This window comes from Rugamonas sp. FW305-51, assembly GCF_058786935.1.
Map to the genome: position 1 here is coordinate 191,749 of NZ_JBYSZG010000003.1, position 21,041 is coordinate 212,789.

Annotated in this window: 13 protein-coding genes; 3 read left to right on the forward strand and 10 right to left on the reverse strand. The window is 62.3% G+C overall.

Going from position 1 to position 21,041, the window contains the following annotated elements:
• Positions 1-147: 147 nt before the first annotated feature.
• Positions 148-915: a TSUP family transporter gene (locus tag AC3WOS_RS03475; protein WP_492714437.1), complete on the reverse strand. Its 768-nt coding sequence runs from the start codon at positions 913-915 to the stop codon at positions 148-150.
• Between the two features lie 152 nt (positions 916-1,067).
• Here AC3WOS_RS03475 and AC3WOS_RS03480 point away from each other — a divergent pair, with 152 nt between their 5' ends.
• The gene (locus tag AC3WOS_RS03480) at positions 1,068-2,225 is read left to right on the forward strand and encodes an iron-containing alcohol dehydrogenase (RefSeq protein WP_492714522.1); all 1,158 of its coding nucleotides are present in this window, start codon (positions 1,068-1,070) and stop codon (positions 2,223-2,225) included.
• A 290-nt stretch (positions 2,226-2,515) separates the two neighbouring features.
• Here AC3WOS_RS03480 and AC3WOS_RS03485 read toward each other — a convergent pair whose 3' ends face one another.
• The 8 genes from AC3WOS_RS03485 to AC3WOS_RS03520 form a co-directional block, all read right to left on the reverse strand.
• Positions 2,516-4,576 carry a 3-hydroxybutyrate oligomer hydrolase family protein gene (locus AC3WOS_RS03485; protein ID WP_492714438.1) on the reverse strand — a complete coding sequence of 687 codons (2,061 nt, stop codon included), beginning with the start codon at positions 4,574-4,576 and terminating at the stop codon, positions 2,516-2,518.
• 165 nt (positions 4,577-4,741) lie between these two features.
• Positions 4,742-5,725: a branched-chain amino acid ABC transporter permease gene (locus AC3WOS_RS03490; RefSeq protein ID WP_492714439.1), complete on the reverse strand. Its 984-nt coding sequence runs from the start codon at positions 5,723-5,725 to the stop codon at positions 4,742-4,744.
• Positions 5,726-5,736: 11 nt separating this feature from the next.
• Positions 5,737-6,621 carry a branched-chain amino acid ABC transporter permease gene (locus AC3WOS_RS03495; RefSeq protein WP_492714440.1) on the reverse strand — a complete coding sequence of 295 codons (885 nt, stop codon included), beginning with the start codon at positions 6,619-6,621 and terminating at the stop codon, positions 5,737-5,739.
• A gap of 126 nt (positions 6,622-6,747) precedes the next feature.
• Positions 6,748-7,956: an ABC transporter substrate-binding protein gene (locus AC3WOS_RS03500; RefSeq protein ID WP_492714441.1), complete on the reverse strand. Its 1,209-nt coding sequence runs from the start codon at positions 7,954-7,956 to the stop codon at positions 6,748-6,750.
• 151 nt (positions 7,957-8,107) lie between these two features.
• Positions 8,108-8,818 (reverse strand): ABC transporter ATP-binding protein, encoded by a 711-nt coding sequence (locus AC3WOS_RS03505; protein ID WP_492714442.1) that lies wholly within the window; start codon positions 8,816-8,818, stop codon positions 8,108-8,110.
• Entirely contained in the window at positions 8,818-9,588 is a 771-nt protein-coding gene (locus tag AC3WOS_RS03510; protein ID WP_492714443.1) for an ABC transporter ATP-binding protein, read from the reverse strand. The genes AC3WOS_RS03505 and AC3WOS_RS03510 overlap by 1 nt, the downstream gene beginning before the upstream one ends.
• A gap of 145 nt (positions 9,589-9,733) precedes the next feature.
• Complete coding sequence (locus AC3WOS_RS03515) at positions 9,734-11,365, reverse strand: GMC family oxidoreductase (protein WP_492714444.1); 1,632 nt, start codon at positions 11,363-11,365, stop codon at positions 9,734-9,736.
• A gap of 42 nt (positions 11,366-11,407) precedes the next feature.
• Positions 11,408-12,445, reverse strand: a complete 1,038-nt coding sequence (locus tag AC3WOS_RS03520) for an NAD(P)H-dependent flavin oxidoreductase (RefSeq protein ID WP_492714445.1) — start codon at positions 12,443-12,445, stop codon at positions 11,408-11,410.
• A 540-nt stretch (positions 12,446-12,985) separates the two neighbouring features.
• Between AC3WOS_RS03520 and AC3WOS_RS03525 the strand changes: the two genes are divergently transcribed.
• Both AC3WOS_RS03525 and AC3WOS_RS03530 read left to right on the forward strand, forming a co-directional pair.
• A complete protein-coding gene (locus tag AC3WOS_RS03525; protein WP_492714446.1) occupies positions 12,986-15,700 on the forward strand; it encodes a bifunctional diguanylate cyclase/phosphodiesterase in 2,715 nt (904 codons plus the stop codon).
• Positions 15,701-16,354: 654 nt separating this feature from the next.
• The gene (locus AC3WOS_RS03530; protein WP_492714447.1) at positions 16,355-17,125 is read left to right on the forward strand and encodes a 5'-methylthioadenosine/adenosylhomocysteine nucleosidase; all 771 of its coding nucleotides are present in this window, start codon (positions 16,355-16,357) and stop codon (positions 17,123-17,125) included.
• Between the two features lie 187 nt (positions 17,126-17,312).
• On the opposite strand, the gene putA is transcribed toward AC3WOS_RS03530, so the two are convergent.
• Positions 17,313-20,966 (reverse strand): trifunctional transcriptional regulator/proline dehydrogenase/L-glutamate gamma-semialdehyde dehydrogenase, encoded by a 3,654-nt coding sequence (gene putA / locus AC3WOS_RS03535; RefSeq protein WP_492714448.1) that lies wholly within the window; start codon positions 20,964-20,966, stop codon positions 17,313-17,315.
• Positions 20,967-21,041: the final 75 nt, after the last annotated feature.

Genomic DNA, 21,041 nt, shown 5'->3' on the forward strand with positions numbered 1-21,041 from the left:
GCGACTTTTTTCAGCAGAAATTTTCACCAACATGGGCATAAATTGTTCCACGTGGAACAGCGGGCAGCTGACGAAATTTGACAGCCCAAAAAGCAAAGGGCGCCCTTTTCAGAGCGCCCTTCCATGTTCCACGTGGAACAATCTATGCTAGAGGTATCGCGTCAAGGCATCGTAACCCGTCTTGCAGATCAGCACCGCCACCACGATCAGGAACAGCTTACGCACGAAACCGCTGCCATGCTTGAGGGCCATGCGGGAACCGACGATGGAACCGCCGATCTGGGCCACGGCCATCATGGCGCCCAGTTGCCAGACCAGGTGGCCGCTGTAGCCGAACCAGATCAGCGCGGCGAAGTTGCACGCCACGTTGACGATCTTGGCCACGGCCGACGCGCCCAGGAAATCGAAGCCGAACACCCGCACGAACAGGAACACGAGGAAGCTGCCCGTGCCGGGACCGAAGAAGCCGTCATAGAAGCCGATGCAGGCGCCCACGCCCAGCGCCAGCGCCTGTTCCTTCACGCCGCTGTGCATGGGCGCGTGGACGCTGCCCAGGTCCTTGCGGGCGAAGGTGTAGACGGCCACCGCCAGCAGGATGAACGGCAGCAAGGCACGCATGAAATCGGGCGACACCTTGGTCACCGTGTAGGCGCCGGCGAAGGAGAACACGAGGGCGGCGATGGAAGCGGGTGCCGCCGTCGACCAGGCGATCCTGACCCGGCGTGCATAGCTGGCCGCCGCCACACCGGTGCCGCAGATGCTGGCCAGCTTGTTGGTGCCGATCAGCGTGGCCGGCGCCATGTTGGGGAAGACTGAAAACAAGGCAGGAATCTGGATCAATCCCCCGCCCCCGACCACCGCATCCACCAGTCCCGCACCGAACGCCGCCACACCCAACACCAGATAATCGACCATCACCTACCCTATCAAATCAAGGAAACAAGGGCCATATTGTACGGAAGAAACGTCAAAACTATGGGCCAGCCCCCATGCCGATTACGCATAGTTGCGCGCATGGTGTAAGCTTCACGTGAAATCCATCACCTGCGGAAACAGCCATGCACGACATTCCAGCGTTCGCATTCAGCACCGTCCCACAGATCATTTCCGAACTGGGCGCCACCCGCAAACTGGGCGAGCTGCTCAGCCAGCGCTTCCCCGCCGCCCGCCGCGTCCTGCTCGTCACCGATCCAGGCTTCCTTAAAACCGGCCTGGTGGATGCCCCGCTGGCCAGCCTGCAGGCGGCCGGACTCCATGTCCGCGTGTATGCCGACGTGGTGGCCGACCCGCCGGAACAAGTAATCCTCGATGCCGTCGCCATCGCCCGCGCCGACGAGACCGACATCGTCATCGGCCTGGGCGGCGGCAGCTCGATGGATGTGGCCAAGCTGATCGCCGTGCTGGCCGACGATACCCAGCAGCTGGGCGCCATCTACGGCATCGGCAACGTACGGGGCGACCGGCTGCCGCTGGTGCAGATCCCCACCACGGCCGGCACCGGATCGGAAGTGACCAACATCGCCATCGTCACCACGGGCGCCACCACCAAGCTGGGCGTCGTGGCGCCCCAGCTGTACGCCGACCTGGCCGTGCTCGATGCGGAACTGACGCTGGGCCTGCCCGCCATGGTGACGGCGGCCACCGGCATCGACGCCATGGTCCATGCGATCGAAGCCTATACCAGCCGCCACAAGAAAAATCCCCTGTCCGACATGCTGGCGCGCCAGGCGCTGGGCCTGCTGTCGGCCAACCTGATCCATGCCTGCGAAAACGGCCGCAACCTGGCCGCGCGCCAGGCCATGCTGCTGGGCGCCATGCTGGCCGGGCAAGCATTCTCCAACGCGCCCGTAGCGGCCGTGCATGCGCTGGCGTATCCGATAGGCGGCATCTTCCACGTGCCACACGGCCTGTCCAATTCGCTCGTGCTGCCGCACGTACTGCGCTTCAACGCGCCGGAAGCGGCCGGGCTGTATGCGGAACTGGCCGCCATCGTCGTGCCCCAGGCCAGTGGCAGCGCGGAAGCGCGGGCGGAAGCACTGGTTATTGCAATGCAACAAATTGCCACCATCACAGGCATCGAGCGTACGCTGCAGCAGGTCGGCATCCAGGAGGCCGATCTCGACCGCCTGGCCGACGAAGCCATGCAGCAGACCCGGCTGCTTAGCAACAACCCCCGTCCCCTCACCCGCAGCGACGCCCGCGCCATCTACGCCGCCGCCCTCTGAAAAACCAGCGACCAGAAAAAATGGGGACGTACCCCTTTTCTTAAAATGGGGTACGTCCCCATTCTATTTAGCCGGTATCCAAACCTTGACGCCCACAAATAGAAGCCGCAAGAGGCTGCCGTAACGGGCACTACGAACAGTTCAATTCGGCACGTCCACGACGATAAAAAATGGGGACGTACCCCTTTTTTGGAAATGGGGTACGTCCCCATTTTATTTAGTTGGCATCCAAACTTGACGCCCACAAAAAAGGCCGCACGGGGCGGCCTTTAGCGGCACTGGTTAACAGTTCAGTTCGGCACGTCCACGACCGTTCCCGTTACCGTGATCGCATCCGCTGCCGCGGGCGTCGCGGCAATGGGCGGCACGTTGGCGATGGTGATCGGGGTGCTGGCGTCGGTCCGCGTCACCGTGCGCACTACCTGGGACGGCGGCAGCGACGAGGACGAACCGCTCTTCAGGCTGGCATACATGGCGTCCAGCGCACGGAACAGGTAGACGTGCAGCGGGACTATGCTGGCTGGCAACGCAGTGCTGAACGAGTCGAAGTGGTTGGCGTGCGTCACCTCGATGTAGCGCAGCTTGCTGGTGTTGCCTTCCGCCACCGCGTTCAGGCCCAGATAAGCGCGTGATGCGTGGTTGACGGGAATCAGCGTGTCGCTGCGCCCTTGCACGATGATGGCGGGCTTGCCGCGCAGGTTACCCGTGGCCGCCACTTCCGCCATGCCGGCCCGCACGCGCGTGCTCTGCGCCATCAAGCCAGTGTCCAGCACGCCCCCCGTCACGGGGTCGACACCGGTCGCCAGCGCCCGCAGGCACAGGAAGCCATCGAGCGACTGGTCGGCCTGGCCGTTGCTGGGCGAAATGCCGGCCGTGTACACCTTGGGTATGCCATCGGCCGAATTCTCATACACCACGCTGCCGATGATGCCGTTCTGGGTGGCAAAGCTCGATGCCTTCTGCGCTGCCGTAAACGCGACCGGCAAGCCCGTCGCATCGACCGGCGCAAACGAGAAACCGCACACCTTGTCCGTCACGGAAAACTTCCCGTACGCATTCGCGTACGTCACCGCAACCAGGATGTTGGTGCCGGCGTGGGCCGCCTGCAATACGTCCGAGTCCGCCAACCAGCCATAGGCCTTCAGCTTCGCCTTGGCGTCCGCCTGCTGCGTGGGCAGGTCGCCCGCCACCAGCAAGCCCTTGGCCGTCAGGGCGGAGCAGCGTCCGGCGCTGCCGGCGATGCAGGGCTGGTACAGGGCCGCATAGGTGGCATAGTCGAACAGCGCCTTGCCCTGTGCCGTTACCGGCGCGCCGCCCTGCCGCACGCTGTAGCCGCTGGCGCTCTTGGGCTGGATCTGGGGTTCCGTGACGGCCACGCCGCCGATCAGGCCCTTGGTGTCCTGTTCCGCCGCCAGCAGCGCGGAACCACCGCCGTTCGAGATGCTGGAGGCAATCGTCACCGTATTGCGCGGCGTGAGGCGGATGACGTGGCTCTTGTTGTCCGACGCCAGCACGCCGTATTTTTCATTGAGCACGTAATAGGCGAACTCCACAGCCTGCAGCGTGAACTTGCCCCAGTCCTTTTCCGGATTCTGCTGCGAGTGCGCATGCTTGAAGGCGACCCGCCCCGTCAGCCTGGCAAAGGCGGCGCGGTCGGCGTCGCTCAGGATGGGCGAGAAGTTGGCATCCTTGCCGGCCGCCGTACGCGTGGCCCGTACACCGTTCTGCAGGTTCACGCTGTCGTCGTCGAACGTGTACAGGCCGGTGCCGCTGCCCTTGTCGATGTAGGCCACGGCGCAGTTGTTCTTCAGCCCCCATTCGCCGGCGCTGCCGATGGCGCCGTAGATACCGCGCGAACCGCTCGAGGTGCCCGTCACGATGCAGGCATGGTCGGGATCGAAGCTGGCCGGCACCTGCACCATCAGCGTCACGTTCTGGTTGCCCGTACCGTCGTCGGAATAGGTCAGGTACTCGGTGCCGGCCACCTTGCCTTCGCTGGCCGTCACATTGCCCTTGGCGTCCACGTTGGGGCCGTACAGCGTGCCGTAGCCGCTGTTGGCGTTGATGTCGAGCACGGCCCGGTAGTTGGCCCAGATCGCGTTACGGCGCAGCTCTGCGGCCGTGGGATTGAGCGGGTCGGCATAGGCCGGCACGGTGGCCGCCAGCCCTGTCTTGCCCAGGCCGCCCGTCAGCAGGTCGTCGCTGGTGCCGTCGTAGCTGGTGCTGGTGATGGCGCCCAGGTAGGTCGGCCGCATGTTCAGTTCGTCGGGCATGTGGCTGTTGCCGCCGCAGGATGCCAGGGCCGCGCCGGCGCCAGCGAGCGCGGCAAATCTTGTCAGTGTGCGTTTCATGTCTTCCTCATGGTTCCGTTAGAAGTGGATAGTTGGCCCATTCAGGCATATTCCGACAACGAAAAGGGCGAGTTTGCCCATCCAGGCCAAGTGCTAGATACAAAGACAATATTGCAAGAAAAAACGCCGGACAGGAAGTCCGGCGTCGCGTGCTACGTTGTTACGTCAGGCGGGCTTGCGGCCGCCGTTGCCCGAAAACCGTGCCACGAACTCCCCGACGATGCCGCGCCGGAACAGCAGCACGCAGGCCACGAAGATCAGCCCCGTCACCATGCTGACCGCCTCGCCCAGCTGGTTGAACCAGGCTATGCCCGTATGGCTGGCCAGAAAGCCGCCCAGGTCGCCCAGCTTGTTCTCCAGCGCGATGATGATCATGGCGCCCAGGATGGGCCCTGCCAGCGTGCCCATGCCCCCCACCAGCGTCATCAGGATCACCAGGCCGGACATGGTCCAGTGCACGTCCGTGAGCGTCTCGAAGCCCTGTACCAGCGTGTTGGTGGCCCCGGCCAGCCCGGCCAGGGTGGCCGACAGCACGAAAGCGAGCAGCTTGTAGCGGTCCACGTCGTAACCGAGCGAGATGGCGCGCGGTTCGTTTTCCTTGATGGCCTTGAGCACCTGGCCGAACGGCGAGTGGATGGTGCGCACGATCAGGGCGAAACCGCCCACGGCAATGGCCAGCACGACGTAATACAGCACGAAGTCGTTGCCCAGGTCTAGCATGCCGAGCAGCTTTCCACGTGGAACGCCCTGCAAGCCATCCTCGCCGCCCGTCAGCTCGCCCGCCCGCAGGCAACCGAAATACACCATCTGCGCCAGCGCCAGCGTGATCATCGAGAAATAGATGCCCTGGCGGCGGATGGCCAGCGCGCCCATCACGAGCCCCACCACGGCCGCCGCGCCCGCCCCCGCCAGCAATCCCAGCTCGACCGGCAAACCCCACACCTTGAGCGCATTGCCGGCCACGTAGCCGGCCGCGCCAAAGAAGGCTGCGTGGCCGAACGACAGCAAGCCCGTAAAACCGATCAGCAGGTTGAAGGCGCAGGCGAACAGGGCGAAGCACAGCAGCTTCATCAGGAACACCGGATAGCCGATGAATGGCGCGGCCAGGGCGATGGCGAAGGCAATTGCGTAGCCTGTATTCTTGTTCATGGGAGGCCTCTTTATTTTTCTTTGCCGAACAGGCCGGCGGGACGCAGCAGCAGCACGATGATCATCACCACGAACACCACCGTGGCCGAGCCTTCCGGGTAGAACACCCGGGTCAGGCCCTCGATCACGCCCAGGCCCAGGCCCGTCAGGATGGAACCCATGATGGAACCCATGCCCCCGATCACCACAACGGCGAACACGACGATGATGAGGTTGGAGCCCATCAGCGGCGACACCTGGATGATGGGGGCCGCCAGCACCCCGGCAAAGCCCGCCAGGGCGACGCCGAAGCCATAGGTCAGGGTCACCATCAGCGGCACGTTGACGCCGAACGCTTCCACCAGCTTGGGGTTTTCCGTGCCGGCCCGCAGGTAGGAGCCCAGCTTGGTTTTTTCGATCACGAACCAGGTGGCCAGGCACACGGCCAGCGACGCCACGACCACCCAGGCCCGGTAATTGGGCAGCACCATGAAACCGAGATCGGTGGCGCCGGCCAGTTGCGACGGCACTTCGAACGGCTGGCCGGACACGCCGTAGAACGAGCGGAACACGCCTTCCACCATCAGCGTGATGCCGAAGGTCAGCAGCAGCCCGTACAGGTGGTCCAGCTTGTAGAGCCAGCGCAGCATGGTCTTCTCGATGACGATGCCGAAGGCGCCCACCAGCAGCGGCGCCAGCACCAGCATCACCCAGTAGTTCAGGCCCAGGTAGGCCATGCCCATCCAGGCCAGGAAGGCGCCCATCATGTACAGGGCGCCGTGGGAAAAGTTAATCACATTCAGCAAGCCGAAGATGACCGCCAGGCCCAGCGACAGCATGGCATAGAACGAACCGTTGACCAGGCCCAGCAGCAACTGGCTCAGCATCGCGGGCAGGGGAACGCCGAATATTTCCATGGGATCACAATTCAAGTTTCGCCGCGCGCGGCGAGGGTGAACAGGGAAGGCGCCGCCGGCACACGGCGGGCGGCACACGGCACAACACGGGCGGCGCCGCGGCCGGCGGCCCGCCTGCCCGTCAGCTTATTTCCACAGCGAACACTTGGACTCGGCCTTGGTCACGTAAGCCTGGGCGCCCGGCACTACGGCTGCGACCTTGTAGTAGTCCCATGGATACTTGGAGTCGGACGGCTTCTTCACTTCCATCAGATACATGTCGTGCACCATGCGGCCGTCGGGGCGGATTTCGCCGCCCTTGGCGAACATGTCGTTGATCTTGGTCGACTTCAGGCGCGCCATCACCTTGTCGGCATCGTCCGTGCCGCCGGCCTTGACGGCCTTCAGGTAGTTGCTCACGGCCGAATAGTCGGCCGCCTGCAGCATCGACGGTTCCTTCTTCATCTTCTCGAAGTAGCGCTTGGCCCAGGCGCGGGTGTCGGCGTTCATGTCCCAGTACCAGCCGTCCGTCAAATACATGCCCTGGGTCAGGTTCAGGCCCAGTGAGTGGATGTCGTTGATAAACATCAGCAAACCGGCCAGCTTCATCTTCTTGGTGATGCCGAACTCGTTGGCGGCCTTGATCGAGTTGATGGCGTCACCGCCCGCATTGGCCAGGCCCAGGATCTGCGCGCCCGACGACTGCGCCTGCAGCAGGAAGGACGAGAAGTCCGACGCCGACAGCGGATGCTTGACGCTGCCCAGCACCTTGCCGCCGTTGGCCTTGACCACGTCGGCCGTATCCTTCTCCAGCGACTGGCCGAAGGCATAGTCGGCCGTCAGGAAATACCAGTTCTTGCCGCCCTGCTTGACGATGGCGCCGCCCGTGCCGCGCGCCAGCGCCACCGTGTCGTAGGCGTAATGCACGGTGTAGGGCGTGCATTCCTCGTTCGTCAGGCGGGCCGAGCCGGCACCGATGGAGATGAACACGCGCTTCTTCTCGGCCGCCACCTTGGCCATGGCCAGGTTGGCGCCGGAATTGGTGCCGCCCACCAGCAAGTCCACGCCCTGCTGGTCGAACCATTCGCGCGCCTTGGAGGCGGCGATGTCGGCCTTGTTCTGGTGATCCGCGGAAATGAACTCGACCTTCTTGCCGGCGATGACCACGCCCGCGTCGGCGATCGCCATCTTGATCGCTTCCGCCCCGCCGGGACCGTCGATGTCGGAATACAGGCCGGACATGTCGGTGATGAAACCGATCTTGATGGTATCGCCCGATACCTGGGCTTGCGCGGCAATGGACAGCCCCATGGCGCAGACGGCGGTGGTGGCGATGGCGATGGTCTTGAGTTTCATATTGTCTCCGTTCAGGATTGGTATTGTTGGAAGTCGTCTCAAAAAGCCCATGGCTTCGTTGTGGCTGCTTGCCGTGCAGGCGCACTGCCTTCGTCGCCACGCCTCGCCATGGTCATTTTGAAACGACTTCTTAGTCAGTGAAACAACAGCACTACACGCCCAGCAGCTCGGTCAGCACCGGCATCTTGGCGCTCAATTCGGACGCAACAAAGGTTTCCACGATCTGCCCGTGTTCCATCACATAGAACCGGTCCGCCAGCGGCGCGGCGAAACGGAAATTCTGTTCCACCATGACGATGGTGTAGCCCTTGGCCTTGAGCGTGGTGATCGTGCGGGCCAGGCCCTGCACGATGACGGGCGCCAGGCCTTCGGAAATCTCGTCCAGCAGCAGCAATCGGGCGCCCGTGCGCAGGATGCGGGCCACGGCCAGCATCTGCTGCTCGCCGCCCGACAGCCGCGTGCCCTGGCTGTGCTTGCGTTCCTCCAGGTTGGGGAACATGGCGTAGATTTCTGCCACCGACATGCCCTGCTGGCCCGTGGCCAGCTGCGGCGGCAACATCAGGTTTTCCTCCGTCGACAGCGACGAGAAAATGCCGCGCTCCTCGGGGCAATAGCCGACGCCCAGGTGGGCCACCTTGTGGGTGGGCAAGCCGATCGCTTCCACCCCGTTGACCTTGATCGAACCCTTGCGGGCGCCCGTCAGGCCCATGATGGCGCGCATGGTGGTGGTACGGCCGGCGCCGTTGCGTCCCAGCAGCGTGACCACCTCGCCCGGCTGCACCCTCAGGTCGACGTTGTGCAGGATGTGCGATTCGCCATACCAGGCTTGCAGGTTCGATATTTCCAGTGCGGCCGTCGTCATCAGTGGGCTCCTTCCAGCACAGCCGCTTCCGTGCCCATGTAGGCTTCCATCACCTGGGGATTGTTCGACACTTCCGCGTAGCTGCCTTCGGCCAGCATGGCGCCGCGCTGCAGGACGGAAATCTTGTCGCAGATGCCGGACACCACTTTCATGTTGTGTTCGACCATGAGGATGGTGCGGCCGGCCGACACCTTCTTGATCAGTTCGGTAACACGGTGCACGTCTTCGTGGCCCATGCCCTGGGTCGGCTCGTCGAGCAGCATCAGTTCCGGTTCCATCGCCAGCGTGGTGGCGATTTCCAGCGCCCGCTTGCGCCCGTAAGGCATGTCGACCGTGACCGTGTCGGCGAATTCCGTCAGATCCACTTCAGCCAGCAACTCCATGGCGCGCGCATTGAGCGTGGACAGGCTGCGCTCGCTTTGCCAGAAATTGAAACTGGTGCCCAGCTGGCGCTGCAGGCCGATGCGCACGTTCTGCAGCACCGTCAGGTGGGGGAAAACAGCGGAAATCTGGAAGGAACGGATCACGCCCATGCGGGCGATCTGGGCCGGCTTGTCGGCCGTGATGTCCTTGCCGTTGAACAGGATCTGGCCGGAGGTGGGGACGAGGAATTTGGTGAGCAGGTTAAAGCAAGTGGTCTTGCCCGCGCCGTTGGGTCCGATCAGCGCGTGGATGTGGCCGCGCTGGACCTTCAAATTCACGCCGTTGACCGCAGTGAATCCCTTGAATTCCTTGGTCAAATTCTTTGTTTCCAAGATAACGCTGGACATCCTGTCTCCTAGTTATTCTTTGCAAACGACAAATTTTTTTAGATCATACAGGCTAACAATTTAGCTAACAATACAGTATAAATACCATTAATTTTTGATCCATCGCTATCAAATGTACGGCTGGGATAGTCAAAAAACGACATTCCTAGCGGACATTCCAGGCCGCATGGATCAGTCCGGCTGCTTTCTCCGCGATCATGATAGTAGGTGAGTTGGTGTTACCGGAAGTAATATTCGGCATCACCGACGCATCCACCACACGCAAGCCCCCCACCCCGATCACGCGCAAGGCGCTGTCGACCACGGCCGCGGCGTCGCCGGCCCGGCCCATCTTGCAAGTGCCCACCGGATGGAAAATCGTGGTGCCGATGGCGCCCGCCGCCTGGGCCAGCTCGTCCTCGGTGCGGTAGTGCAAGCCCGGCTTGAATTCCTCGGGACCATATTTCTGCAATGCGGGCGCGGCCACGATGCGACGCGTCAGCGCCAGCGCGGCGGCGGCCGTCTTGCGGTCTTCCGCCGTGCTCAGGTAATGGGGCGCGATGGCCGGCGCCGCGTGGGAATCGGCCGACACGATGCGCACCTGGCCGCGCGAGGTGGGCCGCAAGTGGCAGACGCTGGCCGTAAAGGCGGGAAACGCATGCAACGGTTCGCCGAATTTCTCCAGCGATAAAGGCTGGACGTGGTATTCCAGGTCCGGCGTGGCCAGGCCGGGATCGGACCTGGCGAACGCCCCCAGCTGCGACGGCGCCATAGCCATAGGCCCGCTTTGCCGCAGCGCATATTCGAGTCCGATTTTCATCTTGCCATACCAGGTGCTGGCCATGGTGTTGAGGGTTTTCGCCCCCTGCACCTTGAACACCATGCGCAGTTGCAGATGGTCTTGCAGGTTCTCGCCCACGCCGGCCAGGTCCAGCACGGGCGCGATGCCGTGCGACTGCAGCAGCGCCGCCGGCCCGATGCCCGACAGCTGCAGAATCTGCGGCGAGCCGATGGCGCCGGCCGTCAGCAAGGTCTCCCGCCTGGCACGCGCGCTCCAGGCCGTGCCGCCGCCCGTGAACTGCACGCCGCGGCAAACAGGACCATGCTCGCCCTGCTCGATCAGCAACCGTTCCACGTGGCACCCCGTCATGATGGTCAGGTTGGGCCGGGCCGCGGCGGGCCGCAGGAAAGCCTTGGCCGTGTTCCACCGTATGCCCCGTTTCTGGTTGACGTCGAAGTAGCCGCAGCCGGCGTTGTCGCCGCCGTTGAAATCGTCCACCCTGGCGATGCCGGTCTGTGCGGCCGCGTCGCGGAACGCGTCCAGTATCTGCCACGACAGCCGTTGTTTTTCCACCCGCCACTCGCCGCCCGCGCCATGGATGGCCGAGGCGCCGCCATGGTAATCCTCGCTTTGCCTGAACAGAGGCAAGACGGCATCCCAGCGCCAGCTGGGGTCGTCCGTCAGCTCGGCCCAGCGGTCGTAGTCGCCCGCCTGGCCCCGCATGTAGATCATGCCGTTGATGGAGGAACTGCCGCCCAGCACTTTGCCGCGCGGATACATCAAACTGCGTCCGCCCAGGCCGGCATCGGCTTCCGTGCGGTACAGCCAGTCCGTGCGCGGATTGCCGATGCAATGCAGATAGCCGACGGGAATATGGATCCACACATAATCATCCTTGCCGCCCGCCTCGATCAGCAATACCTGGGCATCCTTGTCACGGCTGAGCCGGTTGGCCAGCACGCAACCGGCCGAACCGGCCCCGACGATGATGTAGTCGTACTCTCCCGCTGATTCCAATGCCCGTTCCTCCACGATAAAGTTACCGGCTGCAAAAACCGTTCACGCGGCGGCGATTTCCGCCAGCAAAGTCTGCACCAGTTGCGCGGCCGGCATGGGGCGAGCCCGCGCCACGCCCGTGCCGCACCACAGGGACATGAATTCGGTATCGCCCCGTTTGGCCGCTTCCGCGCGGATGCTGCCAGTTAGCGCATTTTGCACGGGGTAAGCAGGAACTTGCTGCTCCACAGCCGCCATCATCTGCATGAAACGGTTGTCCAGCCCGCGCGCGTAACGGCCGGAAAAACTGCGCGTAAGCCGGGTCGGGTGCGTGCCCGCCGTGAGCAAACGCTGCTTGTACGCGGGCTGGATGGCCGATTCGTCCGTGACAAGAAATGCCGTGCCCATCTGCACCGCCTGGGCGCCCGCCTTCAGGGCCCGCTTGATGTCGGCGCCGTCCATGATGCCGCCGGCTGCGATCACGGGAATGCGCACGGCCGCCACCACCTGTGGCAACAGCTCGAAAGTGGTCAACGTCGCCTCCGTTTGCGGACCGAGGAAGGTGCCGCGATGGCCGCCCGCCTCCACACCCGACGCGATCACGGCATCGGCGCCCCGTTCCTGCCAGGCCAGCGCTTCCTCGGCCGTGGTGATGGTGCCGATCACGGCGATGCCGGCCCCGTGCAGCCGTGCCACCTGCTCCGCGCTCAGGATGCCGAACGTGAAACTGGCCACGGCCGGTTTCAGCTCGATCAGCGTTTCAAACTGGGCGGAAAAATCCTCGCACCACTTGGCCGGCGCCGGCAGGTCCGACCAGCCCAGGGCCGACCACACGGGCTTCAGCAAGGCGACGCCCGCCGCCACCTCGGCAGGATCGGGCGCCGGCGTCTGCAACACAAAGAAATTGAGGCAAAAAGGGCGGTCCGTCAGGTCGCGGATCTGGGCCACCTGGGCCCGCAAGGTGTCGGGCGAGAGCAGCGAACCGGCCAGCGAACCCAGCGCGCCGGCGTTCGATACTGCCGCCACCTGGGCCGGCGTATTGGGTCCGCCAGCTGTCGGGCCCTGGATGATGGGGTGTGGAAAAAGATTACGTAAATCCATGCAATTCCTCCTGAAACATCGTCCCGCGGCAGTTCATGCACAAAAAACCGGCAAAATCGGCCGTTTTTCTTGTGGATAAGTCTCTGGATATCCACAGGCGCCAAATGTGAGTAAACAAATGAAAAGTCGGAAGCCGTTTTTTTATCCCAAAACAGTTCCCCGGTCATACAAGGTTTACGCGCCTGCTTATGCATCGCGCAAACGCTTGATTCTAATTCAAAATGCGGACTTATCCACAGAAACATGTCTACGTTAACAACTACTACTATTTTTATATACGTCTTTACAGTAAACCAAAGCCAACGCGACGCGAAGAAAAACCGGGACGCGGCTGCAAAACCACAAGCGGGCGCAGCTCGCGCTGCGCGACGCGGAAAAATTGCGCTTACTCACTATCCGTTCCCCTATACTGAAACCGCAAGCGATTGAACCTGCCCATGCCGGAGCCATCTTGTTCAAACAGCGCAAACTTTCCTGTCTTGCCTGTCGGAGAGCGCTGCTCACCGTGGCCATTGCTATGGTGACGCAGGAATTGTTGCCATGAACAAGGTCCAGGTCACGGAAAAACCAGTACGTTCGCGTTCGTATCTGCGCTTTCGCGCACGTCTGTTGATCGGTTTGGCGCTGATGGCTGTCCTGGCCGTCGCCGTTGTCGTCATCCAGATCCAGTCGGCCGACCAGGAACGCAAGGTCGCCATCCGCAAGCAAACCGAACACTACGTGCAGGCGATGGAAGCCCACGTCGTCTATTCGATCCAGTTCATCGACCTGTCGCTGACCGGTTTTGCCAATGCGATCGAAGTCTTGTCGCCACAACAGGCAGCGTCGGCCAGCACCATTACCGCACTGCTCTCATCCCGCGGCGCAACCTTCACCCGCGATTACTGGATCACCTTCATCGACGCCCACGGAATTGCCGTCGCCGCCTCCAATAATCTGCAAGTGGCCGGCATTTCCTACGCCGACCGCGACTATTTCAAAGTGCATCTAGGCAAGGACCGGATTTCCGGTCTCTACGTTGGTGAACCCATGGTCGGCCAGGCCGGCAAGCAGCGCCTGTTCGCGCTGAGCCGCCGGGTGGAAAACGCAAAAGGTGAATTTCTCGGCGTCATCGTTGCTCCGCTCGATGCCAACCGTTTCGCCAAAGTATTCGACGATTCGCGCTTCAGCCCGGATGTGTCGATTGCCCTGGTCCACGGCAAAGGCAAGATCATTGCCCGCGCGCCCAATTTTGAAGCAGCGTTCGGCCGCAATCTCGATGCCACGCCCTTGTTCGACAATGTACGCAAGAGCAAATTTGGCACCTATCAGGCCACCAGCTCGATTGATGGCTTGCCACGCGTCTTCAGCTACCGGGTTTTGGATGAGTTTCCGCTGATCGTTGTCGTCGGCAGTTCCGCCCGGGAATCGAATCGCATCGTCGAACGCAATACCTGGATTGCCGGCGCTGGGCTCGGGCTGCTGCTCACGCTAATGCTGGCCGGCGGCCATTTTTCGCTGCGCACCTACACCAGGCTGGAAGAACGGGAACTGCGCTACCGTCAGCTGTACGTTTCCAGCCGCGAAACGAAGGCGAAATTGTCGGAAAGCGAACAATTGGGCGCTTTGATGTACCGCAACAGCAGCGAAGGGATGATGGTGACGGATGCGGAAGGGCGCATCCTTTCCGTCAACAATGCTTTTACCCGCCTGAGCGGCTACGCGGAACAGGAAGTGGTCGGCCATCACGCCTATGAACTGACTTCCGGTCGCCAGGACGAGAACTTTTTCCATCGGATGGAGCAATCGATCTCCGCCAGCGGCCAGTGGGAAGGCGAATTGTGGCATCAACACAAGAACGGCGAGCACTACCTGGTGTCGCTGCGTTTCAACACCGTCTACGACAAGGACGGTAAAGCTTTCCGGCACGTGGGTTTGTTCTCCGACATCACCAAGAAAAAGGCATCCGAAGAACTAATCTGGCGGCAAGCCAATTTCGACACCCTCACCGGCCTGCCGAACCGGCGCATGTTCCATGAGCATTTGCGGCTGGAAATGAAAAAAACGGACCGTTCCCTGCTGCCCATGGCGCTGGTGTTCGTCGACCTCGACTATTTCAAGGAAGTCAACGACACGCTGGGCCATGACAAGGGCGATCTGTTGCTCAAGGAAGTGGCGATCCGTCTTACCGCCAGCGTCCGCGGCAGCGATGTCGTGGCCAGGCTGGGCGGGGATGAATTCACCGTCATCTTGAGCGAGCTGCACAATTCCGGCGACGTGGTGCGTATTGCCCAGGAAATTCTCAAACAGATGAGCACGCCTTTCCACCTGGAGCAGGAAGTTGCCCACATTTCTGCCAGCATCGGCATCACCCTGTATCCCGACGATGGCGCCAGCGCCGATGTGCTGATGCAAAACGCCGACCAGGCCATGTATGCGGCCAAGCAACAAGGTCGCAACCGTTTCAGCTATTTCGCGCCATTCATGGAAGAAGCGACCCGCACCCGCTTAGAGTTGAGCAATGAATTGCGCGATGCCGTCAGCCATGACCAGCTGCGCATCCTGTTCCAGCCCATCGTCGAGCTGGCCAGCGGGCGGATTTGCAAGGCCGAAGCGTTGGTCCGCTGGGAACATCCGCGGCGCGGCCTGCTCAATCCGGCCGATTTCATCAGTATTGCTGAAAATACGGGCATGATCGTCGGCATAGGCGACTGGGTATTTCGCCGGGCGGCCGACGCGGCGCGCCGGCTGCGCGACGCCGGCGCGGCCGATTTCCCTATTTGCGTGAACAAATCAGCCTGGCAGTTCCGCGATGACGGCAACAATTTCCAGCAATGGCTGGCCTATCTGGCCAGTCTGGAGCTCGATCCCCACAACATCATCATCGAAGTGACGGAAAACTTGCTGCTGGATCAGGCCAGCGCCGTTTCCGAGCACTTGAAAGCGCTGCAGCGGGCCCACATGCAATTGTCGCTCGACGATTTCGGCAGCGGCTACGCCTCGCTCGCGTTTCTCAAGCGTTACGACATCGATTACATCAAGATCGACCCGCTGTTCGTCTCCAACCTGGCGGAAGGGACGGATGGCATCGCCTTATGCGAGGCCATAATCGCCATGGCGCACAAAATGGACATACGGGTGATCGCCGAAGGCATAGAAACGCCCCAGCAATTGCAGGTGCTGAAGGCGGCAAATTGTGATTTTGGCCAGGGATTCCTGTTTTCCAGGCCGATTTCAGAGGCAGAACTCGAAAAACAGCTCAAAAACGGCGTTTGAGCTGTGGACAACCGGCTGGATATCCACAGGACGACTTGTGCGTAAGGACAAATTTGTCCCAAGGCCGGCATTTTATACAGAATTGCTCCTGAACTGATACAACGATTATGCAAGACCTTATCTATGCCGTAAACGAATGATTTTTAAGCCGTTAACCGACTTATCCACAGGAATTTGCACGTTTACTACTACTACTATTTTGATATAAAACTTTTGTAAACAACTAAAGAGCAAAAGCCGCAGGCCGCTCAAAAAAATTCGTTAACTGCCGTTCTAAAAAACCGTGCTACAAGCACCTGCTTCGCATCCAGAACGGCAAAGCTGGACAACAAACGGCTCTAAACGCGCTGTTGACGATGCTCTGCTGTGGATAAGCGCCTGCATATCCACAGGATGAGATGTGGGAAAACCCGCGACTTGTACACACGATTTTTTTTGTCCCAAATCCATCCGCCGTAGATACAATGCTTGTGCATCTGGTTTTCTGCATGGTAAGACCATGATTTTGTTATGGTTTACCAGCTTATCCACAGAAAAGTGCCGGTTTACTATCTACTATCAGGTTTATATATACATCTTTATATAAAACACTAAGCAACGGCCAGCGGTGGAAAAAACGGACCTTGTCCACCCTGAAAAATCGCATCCAGGACGATGAAGACACAGAAAACTTTGCGTTTAGGCATCATTAGCGCTTTGGCTGAAGAACAGCACGGGCTGATAGAAGCCATGGAAGGGCCCTACAAGCTCATGCACGGCATGCGGGAGTACACGGCAGGGAAGTTGTGGGAAATCGACGCTGTGTGCGTTCTATCGCGTATAGGCAAGGTTGCAGCGGCCATGACAGCCGCAATCCTTGTGGAAAAGTTCGAAGTTACCCACATCGTGTTCACGGGCGTGGCCGGAAGTGCCGATGCCGGCGTCAATGTCGGGGATATCGTGGTGGCCGAATCGCTGGTTCAGCACGATTTCGACGCCAGTCCCCTGTTTCCGCGTTACCAGATCCCGCTGACGGGCCTGTCGCATTTTGAAACGGACGTGAAATTAAGCGAGCGCATGGCTGGCGCTGCCCGGCAATGCATCGAACATGGCCTGGACAGCGTGATTGGCGCGGCAACGGCGCAAGCGTTCAAACTGGACAAACCGCAGTTGCACCTGGGATTGATCGCCAGCGGCGACCAGTTCATAGGCAAGCGGGGCCAGGTCATGCAGCTCAAAGCGGCCCTGCCCGCCCTGCTGGCGGTGGAAATGGAAGGCGCCGCCGTGGCGCAAGTATGTTTCGAGCTGGGCATCCCGTTTGCCGTGATCCGCACGATCTCCGACAAAGCCAATGAAGACGCCGCCACCGACTTCATGCATTTCGTCAAAACCGTCGCCTCCCCCTACGCCTTCGACATCCTCCAGCGCTTCTGCCGCGCCCCATAAAAAAAATGGGGACGTACCCCATTTCCGGCAGGTTGAGCCGAAAATAGGGTACGTCCCCATTAAAATTTTGCACTATGCCTCTGGCGTTGTGCCTGCAGCATAGTTCCCTTCCGCTGATCCAAATAAAAAATGGGACGTACCCCTTTTTTCTGCGGCTGGACAGGAAATGGGGTACGTCCCCATTTTTTTAAGCTTCCAGCGTCATCAGGCTGGCGTTGCCGCCCGCTGCCGTCGTGTTGACGCACAGGGCGCGCTCGGCAAGCAAACGCCACAGGGGGATGGCGCCATCCTCGTTGGTGTCGATTAACGCCACCAGGGCCCCGTCACGGGCCGCCAGCTGCGGGCGCAGGGCGTTGACGAGCGACGATTCCACCAGCGCGACCTGGAACTCGCCGTCCAGCTGCTCCAGCGAGGCGACCGGGCGGATGCGCTCCATGACGTCCGCCGGCAGGTCGGCCGGCAGCAAACAGGCTGTTTCAGTGCTCATCAGGGCGATGTTGCCCGTCGCCAGGGTGGCCGACAGCTGGTTCAGCAGGCAGGCCGCCGTCGTCGCGGCGCAGACAATGGCGCCGCGGCCCACGAAACTGAGCGTGTTGCGCTCGCCCGTCGGACCAGGCAGGACGGTGGTGCTGCCCAGCATGGTGGTGCGGCTGTATTGCTCCGTCAGGCTGGCCAGACGTTCCTGGCCATGCATCCTGGCCCACACGGCCAACCCGTCCAGCGCGGCCGAACCCTGGTGGCCGTGCTGGGCCACGATGGCGGCCCCGCGCTGCAGGCGTTTCAGGTACAGGGGGCCGCCCGCCTTCGGACCTGTGCCCGATTTGCCTTCGCCGCCGAACGGCTGCACGCCGACCACGGCGCCCACGATGTTGCGGTTGACGTAGATGTTGCCCACATGGGCGCGTGAGCTGATGAACTCGATGGTTTCATCGATTCGCGAGTGGATGCCCAGCGTCAGGCCGTAGCCGCTGGCGTTGATTTGCTCTACCAGCTTGGCCAGGTCGGCTCGCTTGTAGCGGATCACGTGCAGCACGGGGCCGAACACTTCCTGCTTCAGTTCGCTCAGCGAGCGGATTTCCATCACGGTCGGCGGCACGAAGGTGCCGGCCACGTTGAGCGGCAATTCCAGCGCGAAATGGCTGACGGCCGTCTGCTTCATGCGGTTGATGTGGCCCAGCAGGTTGTGCTGCGCTTCCGCGTCGATCACGGGGCCGATGTCCGTCGCCAGCCGGTCGGGATTGCCGACTTTCAGCTCCAGCATGGCGCCTTTCAGCATTTTGATGGTCTTGTCGGCGATATCTTCCTGCAGGAACAGCACGCGCAGGGCCGAGCAACGCTGGCCGGCGCTGTCGAAGGCGGACGAGATGGCGTCCTGCACCACCTGCTCCGGCAGGGCGGATGAGTCGACGATCATGGCGTTCTGGCCGCCCGTCTCCGCGATCAGCGGAATGTCCGTGTTTTCGGCCACGGCGCGGCGCGCCAGCGTGCGGTTGATCAGTTGCGCCACTTCCGTCGAACCGGTGAAGATGACGCCCTTGACCCGGGCGTCGTTGCACAGTCCGGCGCCCACCACTTCGCCACGGCCGGGCAGGAATTGCAGCGCGCTGCGGGGTATGCCCGCTTCGTGCAGCAGTTCCACGGCGCGGAAGGCGATCAGCGGCGTTTGCTCGGCCGGCTTGGCCAGCACCACGTTGCCGGCGGCCAGCGCCGCGCCCACCTGGCCCGTGAAGATGGCCAGCGGGAAGTTCCACGGGCTGATGCAGGTCACGGGACCGAGCGCCAGCGTGTTGGTGGCGCCCTGCACCTGGCCCGCGTAGTAGCGCAGGAAGTCGACGGCTTCGCGGATTTCGGCGATGGCGTTGGGCAGCGACTTGCCCGCTTCGCGGATCGCCAGCGTCATCAGCTCCAGCTGGTGGGTTTCGAACAGGTCGGCGGCGCGGCCCAGGGCGGCCGCGCGCAGTGACGGTTCCGTCGTCTGCCAGTCCATGGCGTACTGGCTGGCGCTGGCCAGCGCCGTTTCCACGTCGGCCGCGCTGGCTTCGACCAGCTGGCCCACCACGTCCGTGCGCTGGGCCGGGTTGGTGACCGCTTGCGACGGCTGGCCCACGCTGACGGCGCCTTCCAGCAGCGGTGCGGCGCGCCAGCTGCGCGGCACGGCCAGTGCATCGGCCAGCGCGCGCAGCACGTCTTCGTTGGCCAGGTCGATGCCGGCCGAATTCTTGCGCTCGGCGCCGAACATGGCTTGCGGCAGCGCGATGGCCGGATGGGGCGAGCCGCCCAGCGTGCGCGCCTGTTGCAGCGGGTCCTGGACCAGCGATTCGATGGGGACATTGGCATCGACGATCTGGTTCACGAACGAGGAATTGGCGCCGTTTTCCAGCAGGCGGCGCACCAGGTAGGCCAGCAGCGTCTCGTGCGAACCGACGGGGGCGTAGATGCGGCAACCCTTGTCCAGGTTGTCCTTGCCCACCACCTGGTCGTACAGGGTTTCGCCCATGCCGTGCAGGCACTGGAATTCATAGTCCGTCACGCCGTCGCGCTTGGCCCAGGTGTAGATGGTGGCCAGGGTTTGCGCGTTGTGGGTGGCGAACTGCGGGTAGATGACGGCCGTGGCGCCCAGCAGTTTTTGCGCGCACACGAGGTAGGACACGTCCGTGTACACCTTGCGCGTGTAGACCGGATAGCCGCTCATGCCGTCCACCTGGGCGCGCTTGATTTCCGCATCCCAATAAGCGCCCTTGACCAGCCGCACCATGAACTTGCGGCCGCTGCGCTTGGCCAGGTCGATCAGGTAGTCGATGACGAAGGGGCAACGTTTCTGGTAAGCCTGGACCACGAAGCCGATGCCGTCGAAACCGGCCAGCTCCGGATCGAAGGCCATGGCCTCCATCAGGTCCAGCGACAATTCCAGCCGGTCCGCCTCTTCCGCGTCGATGTTCAGGCCGATGTTGTAGTGCTTGGCCATCAGCACCAGCTGTTTCACGCGCGGCAGCAGTTCGTCCATCACGCGCGCGCGCTGGGCCCGGCTGTAGCGGGGATGCAGGGCCGACAGCTTGACGGAAATGCCGGGGCCGTCCTTGATGCCGCGCCCGTTCGACGCCTTGCCGATGGCGTGGATCGCCGTTTCGTAGGAGGCGTAATAGTTGGCCGCATCCGCGTCCGTCAGGGCCGCTTCGCCCAACATGTCGTAGGAATAGCGGTAGCCGCGCGCTTCGTTGTCGCGCCCGTTCTTGATGGCCTCGTCGATGGTCTGGCCCGTCACGAACTGGTTGCCCAGCATGCGCATGGCCAGGTCCACGCCCTTGCGGATCAGCGGTTCGCCGCCCTTGGCGATCAGCTTGGTCATGGCCGAACCGAGACCGGTTTCGCTGCTGGTGCTGACCAGCTTGCCCGTGATCAGCAGGCCCCAGGTGGCGGCGTTGACGAACAGCGAAGGCGACTCGCCCAGGTGCTTGCGCCAGTCGCCCTTGCTGATCTTGTCGGCGATCAGGCGGTCGGCCGTGGCGCTGTCGGGAATGCGCAGCAGCGCTTCGGCCAGGCACATCAGGGCCACGCCTTCTTCCGACGACAGCGAGAATTCATGCATCAGCGCGTCCACGCCGGACGAGCGGGTGCGTTTTTCGCGCACGGCGCTGACCAGCTTGTGCGCCAGTTGCCGGGCTTGCTCACCGGAAGCGTGGTCGCCGGCGCGCACCTGGCCCAGCAGCCATTGCACGGCCGTCGCCTCGTCGCGGCGGTAGGCGGCGGTGATGGCGGCGCGCACAGGCGTGGGGTCGCGCAGGATTTCCGCTTGAAGTGCGGCAAAGGGAGTGGAAGAAACCGGAGTGACGGCTGGGTGCATGGAATACTCTTAAGTAGAAGATATTTATGAGTCCACGCAGCAAAAAACGCCCGGCAGGCATAGCACTGGCGAGCG

Bases quoted from the DNA above. Each gene is read 5' to 3' on its own strand.
- AC3WOS_RS03475 (WP_492714437.1), bottom strand. From the start codon at position 915: ATGGTCGATTATCTGGTGTTGGGTGTGGCGGCGTTCGGTGCGGGACTG.
- AC3WOS_RS03485 (WP_492714438.1), bottom strand. From the start codon at position 4,576: ATGAAACGCACACTGACAAGATTTGCCGCGCTCGCTGGCGCCGGCGCG.
- AC3WOS_RS03490 (WP_492714439.1), bottom strand. From the start codon at position 5,725: ATGAACAAGAATACAGGCTACGCAATTGCCTTCGCCATCGCCCTGGCC.
- AC3WOS_RS03495 (WP_492714440.1), bottom strand. From the start codon at position 6,621: ATGGAAATATTCGGCGTTCCCCTGCCCGCGATGCTGAGCCAGTTGCTG.
- AC3WOS_RS03500 (WP_492714441.1), bottom strand. From the start codon at position 7,956: ATGAAACTCAAGACCATCGCCATCGCCACCACCGCCGTCTGCGCCATG.
- AC3WOS_RS03505 (WP_492714442.1), bottom strand. From the start codon at position 8,818: ATGACGACGGCCGCACTGGAAATATCGAACCTGCAAGCCTGGTATGGC.
- AC3WOS_RS03510 (WP_492714443.1), bottom strand. From the start codon at position 9,588: ATGTCCAGCGTTATCTTGGAAACAAAGAATTTGACCAAGGAATTCAAG.
- AC3WOS_RS03520 (WP_492714445.1), bottom strand. From the start codon at position 12,445: ATGGATTTACGTAATCTTTTTCCACACCCCATCATCCAGGGCCCGACA.
- AC3WOS_RS03525 (WP_492714446.1), top strand. From the start codon at position 12,986: ATGAACAAGGTCCAGGTCACGGAAAAACCAGTACGTTCGCGTTCGTAT.
- AC3WOS_RS03530 (WP_492714447.1), top strand. From the start codon at position 16,355: ATGAAGACACAGAAAACTTTGCGTTTAGGCATCATTAGCGCTTTGGCT.
- putA (WP_492714448.1), bottom strand. From the start codon at position 20,966: ATGCACCCAGCCGTCACTCCGGTTTCTTCCACTCCCTTTGCCGCACTT.